Source organism: Pseudoalteromonas sp. SWXJ133, assembly GCF_015864365.1.
Lineage (GTDB): Bacteria > Pseudomonadota > Gammaproteobacteria > Enterobacterales > Alteromonadaceae > Pseudoalteromonas > Pseudoalteromonas arctica.
The window spans coordinates 61,879-75,803 of sequence record NZ_JADYXJ010000011.1 but is presented as its reverse complement, the minus strand read 5'-3'; the positions used below and the strand labels follow the sequence as shown (position 1 = coordinate 75,803).

Here is a 13,925-nt window from a genome sequence, read left to right as displayed (position 1 = left end):
CCCAAGCGCGTATTTGCTATGCTCCGGATATATACTCAGATTAGTAAAAAACGGATCCAAATTTAAATTAGGTAAAAACAATGACTACAAATCGAATAGGCGTTTTTGGTGCTAATGGAAGAATGGGCTTAGCTCTATTAGAAGCAGCGACAATTAAAGAGCAAACACAACTTACGGGTGCATACGTTCGTAGCAGTTCATCGTTATTAGGTATTAATGTAAATCAAGTAAATAGCGCAGCCGATAACAGTGTTAGCTTTAGCGAAGAAACCACAATAGATAATGTAGATGTTTTAATCGACTTTACGCTTCCCGCTGGTATGAAAAACCATTTAAAAACCGCTGTAGCACAAAAAATTCCTATGGTTATTGGTACAACGGGCTTAACAAGCGACGATATGGCACTTTTACACGATGCCGCTAAGCATATTCCTATTGTATTTGCGCGAAACTACAGTGTAGGAGTCAATGTACTACTGAACCTTGTGCAAACCGCAGCGACCAAATTTGGTGACGATTTAGATATTGAAATATTTGAAGCGCATCATCGTCATAAAATCGATGCGCCATCGGGCACAGCATTAGCCATTGGCGAATCAATTGCACAGGCTAAAGGTTGGGACCACGACGAGGTTGCTGTATACGACCGCAGCCAAGTGGAGACTGCTAAATCGCAAAATGAAATAGGTTATTCGGTACTAAGAGGGGGCGATATAGTAGGTGAACACACCGCATACTTCGCCACAATGGGCGAAAGACTCGAATTAACCCATAAAGCAAGTTCAAGAATGACATTCGCTCTAGGTGCTGTAAGGGCTGCAAGCTGGTTGAAAAATAAACCTGTAGGACTTTATGATATGCAAGATGTACTAGATCTGAAGTAGTTTAGTTACTTTTTTAACTGTTTGGGTCTAATTTTGCCTACAGTGACTTGTTTGTAACAATTTACTAAATAATATTAGACCTAAAAGCTAACTTAATGTAATATGCAGCCAATTTGCCAAAAATTACTAAATGCGTGTTTCCAATTATACCCAAGTGGCTAGTAAATCCGGGGTTTCAGTGGGAATAAAAATAGTTTTAGGCAAGAAAAAATGATTGAAGGTTGAATGCTTTACATCTGCATCATTTAAGACTGCGTAAAACAATTTAAGCTCACAGAAATCTGGTTTTGACGATCCCTCTGGGTATTGGCGGGGTGTTAAGCAATTGCTTACTCCCGTTTTTTACTGTTAGGAGGTTTAACTTGACTAAATCCGCTCTGTTAGTCCTAGAAGACGGCACAGTGTTTCGCGGTACTGCAATCGGCGCTGACGGCATGTCAGTCGGTGAAGTAGTATTCAATACGTCTATGACTGGTTATCAAGAAATTTTGACTGATCCATCATACGCGGAACAAATCGTAACTTTGACGTACCCACATATCGGTAATACGGGTACCAACAGCGAAGACGAAGAAGCGAATCAAATTTGGGCTAAAGGCCTAGTGATCCGTGATTTGCCACTGCTAGCAAGTAATTTTCGTAACGAGCAATCGTTAGATGATTACTTAAAAGAACGTAATATTTTAGGTATTGCGGACATCGACACCAGAAAGTTAACTCGAATTTTGCGTGATAAAGGCGCACAAAACGGGTGTATTATTGCTGGCGACGAGCTAGACGAAAATAAAGCGCTACAAGCCGCGCAAGCCTTCCCAGGTTTAAAAGGTATGGATTTAGCAAAAGTTGTCTCAACCAAGGAAAATTTTGAGTGGCGCGAATCAAGCTGGACATTAGGCGAAGGATTTAAAACCCTTGATGCTGCTGATGAAAAGTTTCATGTTGTTGCCTACGACTTCGGTGTAAAGCGTAATATTTTACGTATGCTTGTAGACCGTGGTTGTAAACTTACAGTAGTACCAGCGCAAACCTCTGCCGCTGACGTACTGGCTTTAAACCCTGATGGTATCTTCCTATCTAATGGCCCTGGCGATCCTGAGCCATGTACTTACGCTATTGATGCAATTAAAACCTTTTTAGAAACCGACACACCAATTTTTGGTATCTGTTTAGGTCATCAGTTATTAGCCCTTGCCTCAGGTGCTAAAACAGAAAAAATGAAATTTGGCCACCACGGCGCTAACCACCCAGTTAAAGACCTAGACCGCGATGTAGTTATGATCACAGCTCAAAACCATGGTTTTGCAGCTCAAGAGTCAAGCCTGCCAAGTACGCTTCGTGCCACGCACAAATCGTTATTTGACGGAACGCTTCAAGGTATTCATCGTACAGATAAACCTGCGTTTAGCTTCCAGGGTCACCCTGAAGCAAGCCCTGGTCCGCACGATGCAGCCCCATTATTTGACCACTTCATCGATTTGATGCAAGCGCGTAAACACTAATTTAACTGGAGTAATAATGCCAAAACGTACCGACATAAAAAGCATTCTTATCTTAGGCGCAGGCCCAATTGTAATTGGTCAAGCTTGTGAATTTGACTACTCTGGTGCTCAAGCGTGTAAAGCACTTAGAGAAGAAGGCTACAGAGTTATATTAGTTAACTCAAACCCTGCAACTATCATGACCGACCCTGATATGGCTGATGCAACATACATCGAACCAATTCACTGGGAAGTGGTAGAAAAAATTATTGAAAAAGAAAAGCCAGATGCAGTACTGCCTACAATGGGTGGTCAAACGGCATTAAACTGTGCGCTTGAACTAGACAAGCACGGTGTATTGGCTAAACATGGTGTTGAACTAATTGGTGCAACGGCTGATGCAATCGACAAAGCAGAAAACCGTGAACGCTTTGACGTAGCAATGAAAAATATTGGTCTTGAATGTCCTCGTGCTGAGATTGCTCACTCTATGGATGAAGCCAAAGACATCATAACGCGCATTGGTTTACCATGTATTATCAGGCCTTCTTTTACTATGGGCGGCACCGGCGGCGGTGTGGCGTATAACTTAGAAGAGTTTGAAGAAATTTGTGAACGTGGCTTAGATTTATCGCCAACGAACGAATTACTAATTGATGAATCACTGATTGGTTGGAAAGAGTACGAAACAGAAGTTGTACGTGATAAAAACGATAACTGTATTATTGTTTGTACCATTGAAAACTTTGACCCTATGGGTGTTCACACTGGCGATTCAATCACCGTTGCACCAGCGCAAACGCTAACCGACAAAGAATACCAAATTATGCGTAACGCCTCTATGGCAGTATTACGTGAAATTGGTGTAGAAACTGGCGGTTCTAACGTACAGTTTGGTATTAATCCTGAAGATGGCCGTATGGTTATCATTGAGATGAACCCACGTGTATCACGTTCATCTGCATTAGCATCAAAAGCAACGGGTTTCCCAATTGCTAAAATTGCAGCAAAACTAGCAGTAGGTTACACGCTTGATGAACTTCAAAACGACATTACTGGTGGAAAAACCCCCGCGTCTTTTGAGCCTTCAATCGATTACGTTGTTACAAAAATTCCTCGCTTTAACTTCGAAAAATTTGCAGGTGCTAACGACCGTTTAACTACGCAAATGAAATCAGTTGGCGAAGTAATGGCAATTGGTCGTAACCAACAAGAGTCGTTACAAAAAGCATTACGTGGTCTTGAAGTGGGTGCAACGGGATTCAACCCGATAGTTGCCCTTGATGACCCTAAAGCAAAAGAAAAAATAATTCGTGAACTACGCGAGCCAGGCGCTGAGCGTATTTGGTACATTGCTGATGCAATGCGCCATGGCATGAGCGTTGATGATGTTTACGAACTGACTAAAGTTAACCGCTGGTTCTTAGTACAAATAGAAGACATTTTAAAAGACGAATCAAAAATAGCGAAAGTAGGCATGGCGGGTTTAAATGCTGACTTCCTGCGTAAACTTAAGCGCAAAGGCTTTGCAGATCCGCGTATAGCAGAAATTGCAGGTGTATCTGAAGCTGAAATTCGTAAAAAACGTCATTTATTAAACATCGTGCCAGTATACAAACGTGTTGATACGTGCGCTGCAGAATTTAGCTCAGACACTGCTTACATGTATTCAACTTACGATGAAGAATGTGAAGCTAACCCAACAGATCGTGATAAAATCATGGTTATTGGTGGTGGTCCAAACCGTATCGGTCAAGGTATTGAGTTTGATTACTGTTGTGTACATGCCTCGCTTGCGCTTCGCGAAGACGGTTACGAAACTATCATGGTTAACTGTAACCCTGAGACGGTATCTACCGATTACGATACATCTGACAGGTTATACTTCGAGCCAATTACGCTTGAAGACGTACTCGAAATCGTACGTGTTGAAAAGCCAAAAGGCGTTATCGTGCAGTACGGTGGTCAAACACCACTTAAACTAGCGCGTGAGCTTGAAGCAAATGGCGTACCAGTGATTGGTACTTCACCTGATGCGATTGACCGTGCAGAAGACCGCGAACGCTTCCAACAACTTGTTGAGCGTTTAAACTTACTTCAGCCAGAAAATGCAACAGTAACTTCAACCGAAGAAGCCTTACTTAAGTCAGTTGAAATTGGCTTCCCACTAGTTGTACGCCCGTCGTATGTACTAGGTGGTCGTGCAATGGAAATTGTATACGACGAAGATGATTTACGTCGCTACATGACCGAAGCTGTACAGGCATCAAACGAAGCACCTGTATTACTGGATCGTTTTTTAGATAACGCGATTGAAGTTGACGTTGACGCAATTTGCGACGGCGAACAAGTAATCATCGGCGGTATTATGGAGCACATTGAGCAAGCGGGTGTTCACTCAGGTGACTCAGCCTGTTCATTACCTGCACATTCTTTATCACAAGAAGTGCAAGACGTAATGCGCAAGCAAGTAACCGACATGGCGCTTGAGCTTGGTGTTGTTGGCTTGATGAATACACAGTTTGCAGTAAAAGAAGACAAAGTGTATTTAATCGAAGTTAACCCACGTGCTGCACGTACTGTACCGTTTGTATCTAAAGCAACCGGTGTTGCGCTTGCAAAAGTAGCTGCACGTTGTATGGCTGGGCAGTCTTTAGCAAGCCAAGGTATTACTAAAGAAGTGATCCCTCCTTACTACAGCGTTAAAGAAGTTGTTTTACCATTTGCTAAGTTTCAGGGTGTGGATCCAATCCGTGGTCCTGAAATGCGTTCAACAGGTGAAGTGATGGGTGTTGGTGATACTTTCGCCGAAGCATTCGCAAAAGCACAATTAGGTGCAAGCAATACTTTACCACGCGGTGGTCGCGCGTTATTATCTGTTCGTAATAGCGATAAGCCACGTATTGTTGAATTAGCCAAAATCATGACCGACTTAGGTTTTGAACTTGACGCAACTGGTGGCACGGCACAAGCTCTTGAAGAAGCTGGCATTGAAGTACGACGTGTAAACAAAGTATATGAAGGCCGCCCACATATTCTTGATTATATCAAGAATAAAGAGTACAGCTATATCGTCAATACCACCGAAGGTCGCCAAGCGATCGAAGATTCGAAGGTGTTACGTCGTGGTGCATTGCAAAATAAAACCAACTATACGACAACCTTGAACGCGGCATTCGCTAACTGTACTGCTAACAAAGCAGATGACCGTAGTAAAGTGACGTCAGTTCAAGAGCTACACCTGCGATTGAACTAAGGAAATGTGCCAAGGCCAACTAAGGCCTTGGTGTAAAGTGAGAAAAGTATGCAATCAATTCCGATGACAGTTCGTGGCGCAGATTTACTGCGTAAAGAGCTTAACGAATTAAAAACAGTTACCCGTCCAAAAATTATCGCCGACATTGCTGTTGCGCGTGAACACGGTGACTTAAAAGAAAACGCTGAGTACCACGCTGCGCGTGAGCAACAGGGTTTTTGTGAAGGTCGTATTCAAGAAATTGAAGCTAAACTTTCAAATGTTCAAATAATTGACGTAACTAAAATGCCAAATACCGGTAAAGTTATTTTTGGCACTACGGTAACTATTGTAAATGTAGAAACCGATGCTGAAGTAAAATACCGTATTGTGGGCGATGATGAAGCAAGTATTAAAAACAACTTAATATCTGTTAACTCACCGATTGCACGTGGCTTAATTGGTAAACAAATGGATGATGCAGTGTCTATTCAAACGCCAAAAGGTATTGTTGAGTTCGAAATCATTGAAGTTGAGTATCTTTAACGTATAACTCACTTTAACGTTTTAAATAAAAACCGATGTAATTACATCGGTTTTTTTATGTCTGTAATTTAACCTTTAATGGTAAACGCGCTCGTACAGTATTCATATTCTATAAATATGGTCTATGTTGGTATAGTAGGTACTTATACCGATATTGTTAAAGACGTATATATTCTAGCGCATTGAATAACTTACTAGCGGCGATAAAAATTATTTATATTGAACAGCTATATGTCATGATTTTCGCCTTGTTAATGAGCTATTTTCTTTTCGCTAAAATAGATCACTAATCTAACGTAATTGGTATTAACATATTCTCTAAAAAGGAAAAAATATGGCTAATATACTCTATCCAGCACCCTTAAATGTAGGATCAAAAATAGCAGTGTGCTCGCTTTCTGCGGGTGTAAAAGCTAAATATCATGAACGGTTAGACATAGTTATAAATGGACTCAAACATCGAGGATATAAGGTTGTTGAAGGCGAGTTTTTACGACAAAACAAACCAAGAGCGCAATTAAACGCAAAAGCCCATGCAGATCAACTAATGGGCTTTTTATTAGATGATGAAATAGACGCCATAATGCCTCCTTTTGGTGGCGAGTTAGCAATGGAAATATTACCCTTTCTTGATTTTAACGCCATTAAAGAAGCAAAGCCTAAATGGTTAGTTGGGTTTTCTGATGTAAGTACTATTGCATGTGCACTCACGGCTAAATGCCAATGGGCAACGCTACACAGCGCTAATCTAATGCAACTCCACCCAAACGAAAAAAGCCCTTATTGCCTGCAAATATTTGAAACACTAAGCTACGAAGCTGGCAGCAAGTTTGAGCAAGCTCCGTCATCTCATTATCAAAAAAACAGACCTGATTACGCACAAAATCCCAATACATTGTTTGAACACACTGAGGTTACTCAGTGGCAGTGTTTAAATTATTTTGATGAACGTACTATTGAAATGTCAGGACGTTTATTTGGTGGGTGTCTTGATACTGTAGGGTTATTACTCGATTCTCCATTTTTGGCAATACATGAATTTAAAAAAAATAGCGGACCCGAAGGGCTTATTTTATACCTAGAAAACTCAGAGCTGACGCCAACAACCGTTGCACGGTTTTTACTTTCATTAAAATTAGCAGGTATATTTGACGATATAAACGGTATTATTATTGGTCGCAGCGTGATCACTCAAGGTCAAGATGCTTCTTTTGATTACCGCCACGCGCTTGATGTTGCACTAGGTGGGTGTTTATTTCCTGTGATTATTGATGCCGATATTGGTCATGCTCCACCTAACTTAAATTTAGTAAACGGCGCTACTTGTACAATCACCGCTGACATAAATGAAGGTAAAGTAGTCAAAGCCTCATTAAATACCGAGCTTTGTTAGAAGTTTATTCACTTACCTTTGATAAGTAATTAAGTTAAAGGGTATAATAAGCCCGCTTTTATAGCGCTTTAGTTATAAAAGTACATTCTCAGGGCGGGGCGAAATTCCCCACCGGCGGTATGTTTAATGTTATTTATAACTTAAACGAGCCCGCGAGCGCTTTATTTAACTTATTTTTTAACTAGGTTAAGTAAAGGTCAAGCAGATCTGGTGAGATGCCAGAGCCGACGGTTACAGTCCGGATGAAAGAGAATATGGCTTATTATACTAATATCAATTTTATTAAAGACACGATCATTGTATCGCGTTAAGTGAGCTATTTTTCTAGCGTTATAATAGGTCACTAATTTAATGCCGTTGGTATAACACTGTGCGCCGCTTTTTGCTGCGTGCTTTTTGTTATTTTATTTAAGCTATTTTGGTAGTGATCGTTTTAAATTTAAAGCGATATATTACTGATCCTTTCACAGTCCTGAATCTATTATTTTTTATTTGGAATATAATGATGATTCAGTCTCTACTTACTCAATTCGGCGAAAGCCATATCCGCGTACAAAGCGCAATTGCTGCACTACAGCAAGGGCAAGGCGTACTTGTTGTTGATGATGAAAACCGTGAAAATGAAGGCGACTTTGTATTTTCAGCTGAGCATTTAACGACTTCTCAAATGGCCGAAATGATCCGCGAAGGCAGCGGTATTGTTTGCTTGTGTATGGGGGAGGAGCGCATTAAACAGCTCGACTTACCGCAAATGGTAACCCACAACACAAGTCAAAATAACACCGCTTATACAGTCACTATTGAAGCTAAGCATGGCGTTACAACAGGCGTGTCTGCTGCTGATAGAGTAACTACTATAAAAGCAGCGACTGCCGATAACGCTAAGCCAAGTGATTTATCGCGCCCTGGGCATGTATTCGGTTTAAAAGCACAAACGGGCGGAGTATTAGTTCGTCGTGGTCATACCGAAGCATCCGTTGATTTAATGCAGCTTGCCGGCTTAAAACCATTTGGCGTAATTTGCGAACTAACAAATCCAGATGGTTCAATGGCGCGCCTACCTGAGGTGAGTGATTATGCTAATAAACATAATATGACCGTGGTTTCTATTGAGGATTTAGTGCAATATATTCAGGCTGCACAGCTTCAAGTAGGTTAAATCACTTTGTGCTAGGGTCTGTTGATCTTTCAAGGTTAAATTTGCAGCAGTCTGTTTGGTATTTAGGCAAGGCAGAGCCTATGTAGTGTGGTTATTCCCCATAAATGGGCGATAACGTAGCATTAATGCCAAACAGGCGCTGCCCAAAGGGTTCTTCCTAGGGGCTATTTACTCTTTGTTGCTCGGTTTTTACTTAGCCCACTAGGTTACAAACCTCGCGCCGCGATTAAATAGCCCCTAGTTTGAACAAATTTTAATCCGCAAAGATCAACAGACCCTAGTACCCATTTTATTATAAAACCCCGCATTGACGCTGGGTTTTTATTACTAATAAAAAAGTTATTACTCGTTTTTATTTGAAAATGTTTCTCGCCAATGCGGGTTTTTCAAAAATTTATAGCCTGTAAACTTTACCTCAATAGTTAGTGCATCAGCACATAGTTTATTATTTAGGTGAAATTATGAAAATTAACACGTTATTGCTAGCAACTTCTCTTTTAGGCGCAAGTTCGTTTGCTGCAAAGGCAACTATTGAAGATCAAATAACATCCGCGCCGGGCATGGGAATATTTGCAAACTACAACGAACATATCACTAACACGCCATTTTTACTCAATCTTGATAGCCAACCTAAAGAGCAGATGGGGCCGTATTTAACACGTCAATATTTTCATGGTACACAATCTACGTTTGTAAAATGGGTGGCTAAAAAAGGCGGTAAGGTGCCTTTACATAAACACCCAAACGAGCAAGTAACGTGGATCATTTCTGGCGAGGCCAAAGTGTTCTCTGGTGGCAAACAATATCTTATGAAAGCAGGCGATATGATGGTAATACCTGCTAACGTACCGCACGAGTTTCACTTCAGTGAAGATACTGTAGATATCGACTTTTTTGCCCCAGCGCGTCAAGACTGGATAGATGGTACTGCTAATTACATTCAACAAAAGTAGGGTAAGTTATGTTTTTAAATAAATCTAAATTAGGCTTAACGGCAATTGCCATACTTGTAAGCTCAACGGTAATGGCTGAGCCTGAAACGGTTAAGTCAGAGATTTACGCACAAACAGATGCCGCAGTAGGCGGTATTACATATACGCAAAATAAGCGCTTTATTTTCAGCTATCATCCATTTTATAACCCCAAGGTTAAAGTAGGCGAGCTTTTAAAAAATGGTGATGTAGTGCCATTTCCTAATGCGCAAATGCAAAACGCATATAAAAGTGATGGCAGTTTAAAAAATCCTGCTGATTACTTAAATTGGGTACTCGGTGTAAGAGCCGACGATACTGGTAATGTGTGGATATTAGACTCTGGTCAAGCACTGCCGCGTACAACACCAAAGTTGATAGCGTGGGATGCGATAAGCAATAAGTTAAATAAAATTATTTACTTACCAAGCCCTATCTCTTTGCCACAATCGCAACTTAATGACTTAGCTATTTCTAGCAAATACCATACATTAGTCATTGCAGACGAAGGCATTGCTGATGGTGCAAATGGCAAGGAAGCAGCACTGATTGTGGTTAATACACAAACAGGAGCGAGTCGCCGTGTGCTGCAAGGGCACGATAGTGCTTTACCCGATTACTCAATGCCAATAATAATAGATAAAGGTACGAGTGAACAAAAGCAACTTGATGCCTTTATTGGTGCCGATGGCATTGTGCTTGATAACGCACAACACTGGCTTTACTTTGCTCCACTTAATAAAAAATATGTTTACCGTATTAAAATGGCTGATATTGCCAATGAGCAATTAACCGATAAACAAATAGGTGAGCGCGTAGAGCAATACGCACAAAAACCAGTAAACGGTGGTTTGAGCATAGATGCAGACAATAACCTGTACTTAACCATTGTTGGTGAACGTACGGTCGGTGTTATAGATGCTAAAACGCGCCAGTATCGCGATTACACCTATGACAAAGAGATGATATGGCCTGATGGTGTAAGTATTGGTCCTGAGGGTTACATGTACACAGGTGCAGCGCAGTTACCGTTATCAGCACAACTCAACAATGGAAAGGCAGAAAACAAAGCCCCTTATTATATATTCAGATTTAAACCTTTAGCTGAGGGAGTAATAGGGCGCTAAGCACTATTACCAAAGCTAAATACTTACTTTATTAAACACGCTTAGCAGCGTGTTTTTTTATGCGACTTAAAGTTGAATAACGACTGAGCTAGTGTGTGTGGTATTTACTGGGGATTATCAATTAAATCATGATAATGTTTCAATCATTAGCGCGTTTTTCGCTACTCAATAGTTCGTTATATTACACATACCTTATTACTGACCCTTGGCATATACCATGAAATTATATACTTACTCACATTGTCCATTTTGTGCGCGTGTGAGCTATATAGCAGGAAAACTCAATATTAAGCTTGAAGAAGTTATTATTGATTATGACGACATTGAAACACCAACAAACTTAATTGGTAAAAAAATGGTACCTATTCTTGAAAAAGACGACGGCTCAATAATGGCTGAAAGTAATGATATTATTCGCTATTTTTTACAACAAAAAAATGTTGATGAACCAATGGAGCCATCAAAAAATAGTCTTCAATGGCAAAGCAGTGCTTTTTTACCGCTACAACAAATTGGTTATCCTCGCTGGCCGTTGCTTAGTCTAAATGAGTTTAAGACTGAGTCTAGCCGGGTGGCTTGGGAAGATAAAAAGCAAACAATTGATCTTAATTTTGTCCAACTATTAGCATCGACAAGTGACATTGTTTCTCAAGTAAACGCATTTTTAATCGGTAGTGAAAAGCTGCTTAATATTGAAGACGGAAAAAGTAATATTTCGTTGTTTGATAGTGCCATTTATTTTTCTATTCTAAGAGGCTTGTATTGTGAACCAACAATTACATGGCCGCAGCAATTAAATGTGTGGATGAATAATGAAGCACTAGATTCAGGCGTTCATTTATTGAAGTAATAAGCCCATTTTTATAAATAGTGCGACTCCCTTCGTATAGCGTTTCAGGCCAGTGACTTTGTTACTGGTCTTTTTTTGTTTCAAAAAATATTAGGCAACAAAAAGCCACTTTAAATATAAGTGGCTTAGTTTGTTTTGATTTTGTGAATGCTAACCTTTGTTAGCCTTCACAGCTTTAAAAAAAGCTTATAGAACTTGGATTATTTGCTCTTTTGCTAAACGTGATTTAGGCAGTTTGGCGTTATAATCTTCAGAGTCATCATGGTAGCCAAGCACTAAAGCTACATCACAAATATAGCCATCCAGCTCTTTTTCAAAGATTTCACCAATAAGTTCAGCGTCTACGCCTTCCATTGGGGTTGAATCAATACCTAAACGTGCTGCTGCATGCATGGTGTTACCTAGCGCAATGTAAGTTTGTGCTTTAGTCCATGTTGCATTGTTACCTTGCTCATCGGTATTCATATCAACAAAGGCAAATGCACCAAAAGCCTGTTCGCGGTTTTCTGCTTTTGTACGACCATTTTTAATATCAGCATCAATGATTTGTGCGTAATCTTCGCGTGTATATTTAGGGTTGTGAGCAAATAAAATAACGTGCGACGCTGTTTTAATATGAGGCTGATTAAATTGAAACTTATTAGCAAAGGTATTATGCATACGCTCTTTTGCTTCGTCAGACTCAATAACAATAAATTTCCAAGGTTGTGAGTTAATAGATGAAGGAGAAAGACGCATAGCTTCAAAAACTACGTCTAGGTCATCTTGAACAATACGCTTGGTTGTATAACGTTTAGTTGTGTAACGTTTTTCTAAATCACTAATAATTGGGTGAGTCATTTGTTTCTCCGTTAAGTGGCCTGTTTGACCGATGTTTACTATATTGAGCCGTTTTATTAAAAACAAAGCCCGTATAACTATTTAATTACTTACTGGTTGAGCCACTGGCGCGTTACGTCATCAAGTACTTGTCGCTCTTTGCTAACTTTATAATCAAGTGCGGCAATTATGTCGTTTGAAAAGTGTAATTTATCAAGTGTGTCTAATTGAGCTTGACTAAAGAGCGCTTGTTTATCATCACGCAGCAATAAAACTGCTCTATCAACGCTGCCAAGTAAACCTTGTGGATCGGCAAGTTCACGTATTTTATGTTTATGGTGTAAAAATTGAGGTTTCCAAAGGGGAACTACGCACCATGTGTGAGTTGCAACGGCGTTTTCAAAAGCGCTAAAGCAATCATCTTCTGTGCCAGTTAAAAATTCATAGCCAGCTTGAGATAACCCGTACTCTTTCATCATGTTAATTGAAAAGCGCGTAATGCCAGCACCGGCATTTATGCCCTGAATCGTTTTTTGCATTTTGGCAAGGACATCAGGTTTCAGTAAGTCGCTAATTTGGCTTACGGCATGCTCTGGTATGTAATCGGGTACGCCCCAGTGAGCATAAGGCTGGTAATGTAAGCCAAGTTCAATAAGTGGCATAACCAGCTCCACATCAGCTTTATAAATACCGTGGCTTGACGGAAGCCACGCAGAAGCGAGTAGGTCTATCTCACCTGATTTTAAATTTTTAAAGTTATCTTGATGCGGCGCGTAAATACGCTCAACGCTAAAGCCCATATCAGTTAAAACATGGCTGATAATTGAAGCGGTAACTCGATGAAATGATAAATCGGTTACACCTAATTTTAAATGTGGTGTACTCATAATGTATTACTCCATTTAATAGAGCAGCCCATGCTAGGTGTTTGCTGCTGAGGGCCTTTGCCTGTTGCGGCAATTTGGCGCATTGCATTAACTAACTCAGGGGTACGATGTGTGGTGCCATTCATTTTTGTATCGTCTAAGCGGCCACGGTATTGCAGTTGCCCATGCTTATTAAAACCAAAAAAGTCAGGTGTGCATACCGCGCCATAGGCTTTGCCTACGCGCTGGTCTTCATCAACCAAATAGGGAAATAAAAAGCCATGTTGTTTAGCAAATTTTTCCATATTGGCAGGAGAGTCTTCTGCTACATATTGGTAGTCGTTTGACATGATAGCTAATACATTAATGCCTTCACTAATAAGTGTCGCGGTGTCTTGGCTCAAGCGATTGGCTATACGTTGTACATAAGGGCAGTGGTTACAAATAAACATAATAAGTAAGCCATTTTCACCCAGATTATCGGCTAATGAAAACGACTCACCTAATGGGTTTTTTAGTGTGAAGCTAGGGGCTTGCCAGCTAAAATCACAAATTGGTGTATCTAATAACATACGTTAACTCCTAAAAAGCCAGCCC

At 40.4% G+C, this 13,925-nt stretch carries 12 protein-coding genes and 1 riboswitch; of the genes, 9 read left to right on the top strand and 3 right to left on the bottom strand.

All coding sequences use genetic code 11. The features are described from left to right. The first annotated feature begins 80 nt into the window (after positions 1-80). From dapB to grxB, 9 genes are all read left to right on the top strand, one after another. On the top strand, positions 81-884 hold the full coding sequence (gene dapB, locus I6F40_RS10450; protein WP_024592675.1) for a 4-hydroxy-tetrahydrodipicolinate reductase: 804 nt from the start codon (positions 81-83) through the stop codon (positions 882-884). 362 nt (positions 885-1,246) lie between these two features. Beyond that, positions 1,247-2,383: a glutamine-hydrolyzing carbamoyl-phosphate synthase small subunit gene (gene carA / locus I6F40_RS10445; RefSeq protein ID WP_007375827.1), complete on the top strand. Its 1,137-nt coding sequence runs from the start codon at positions 1,247-1,249 to the stop codon at positions 2,381-2,383. Between the two features lie 16 nt (positions 2,384-2,399). Beyond that, on the top strand, positions 2,400-5,618 hold the full coding sequence (gene carB, locus I6F40_RS10440) for a carbamoyl-phosphate synthase large subunit (protein WP_197192896.1): 3,219 nt from the start codon (positions 2,400-2,402) through the stop codon (positions 5,616-5,618). A gap of 48 nt (positions 5,619-5,666) precedes the next feature. Further along, positions 5,667-6,143 carry a transcription elongation factor GreA gene (gene greA, locus I6F40_RS10435; protein WP_024610351.1) on the top strand — a complete coding sequence of 159 codons (477 nt, stop codon included), beginning with the start codon at positions 5,667-5,669 and terminating at the stop codon, positions 6,141-6,143. A 334-nt stretch (positions 6,144-6,477) separates the two neighbouring features. Further along, positions 6,478-7,536: a S66 family peptidase gene (locus I6F40_RS10430; RefSeq protein ID WP_197192895.1), complete on the top strand. Its 1,059-nt coding sequence runs from the start codon at positions 6,478-6,480 to the stop codon at positions 7,534-7,536. 80 nt (positions 7,537-7,616) lie between these two features. Further along, positions 7,617-7,794, top strand: a riboswitch (FMN riboswitch). Between the two features lie 247 nt (positions 7,795-8,041). Next, positions 8,042-8,695 carry a 3,4-dihydroxy-2-butanone-4-phosphate synthase gene (gene ribB, locus I6F40_RS10425; RefSeq protein WP_197192911.1) on the top strand — a complete coding sequence of 218 codons (654 nt, stop codon included), beginning with the start codon at positions 8,042-8,044 and terminating at the stop codon, positions 8,693-8,695. 461 nt (positions 8,696-9,156) lie between these two features. Then, positions 9,157-9,648, top strand: coding sequence for a cupin domain-containing protein (locus I6F40_RS10420; protein ID WP_007584521.1), 492 nt, complete (start codon positions 9,157-9,159; stop codon positions 9,646-9,648). Positions 9,649-9,656: 8 nt separating this feature from the next. Beyond that, positions 9,657-10,793 carry an L-dopachrome tautomerase-related protein gene (locus I6F40_RS10415; RefSeq protein ID WP_197192894.1) on the top strand — a complete coding sequence of 379 codons (1,137 nt, stop codon included), beginning with the start codon at positions 9,657-9,659 and terminating at the stop codon, positions 10,791-10,793. 217 nt (positions 10,794-11,010) lie between these two features. Continuing rightward, positions 11,011-11,643, top strand: a complete 633-nt coding sequence (grxB, locus tag I6F40_RS10410; RefSeq protein WP_197192893.1) for a glutaredoxin 2 — start codon at positions 11,011-11,013, stop codon at positions 11,641-11,643. Positions 11,644-11,829: 186 nt separating this feature from the next. On the opposite strand, the gene I6F40_RS10405 is transcribed toward grxB, so the two are convergent. From I6F40_RS10405 to I6F40_RS10395, 3 genes are all read right to left on the bottom strand, one after another. After that, the gene (locus tag I6F40_RS10405) at positions 11,830-12,483 is read right to left on the bottom strand and encodes a nitroreductase family protein (protein WP_007581884.1); all 654 of its coding nucleotides are present in this window, start codon (positions 12,481-12,483) and stop codon (positions 11,830-11,832) included. A gap of 89 nt (positions 12,484-12,572) precedes the next feature. Continuing rightward, positions 12,573-13,349, bottom strand: coding sequence for a glycine betaine ABC transporter substrate-binding protein (locus I6F40_RS10400; RefSeq protein ID WP_197192892.1), 777 nt, complete (start codon positions 13,347-13,349; stop codon positions 12,573-12,575). Next, a complete protein-coding gene (locus I6F40_RS10395) occupies positions 13,346-13,900 on the bottom strand; it encodes a thioredoxin family protein (protein WP_165725892.1) in 555 nt (184 codons plus the stop codon). The genes I6F40_RS10400 and I6F40_RS10395 overlap by 4 nt, the downstream gene beginning before the upstream one ends. Positions 13,901-13,925 lie beyond the last annotated feature (25 nt).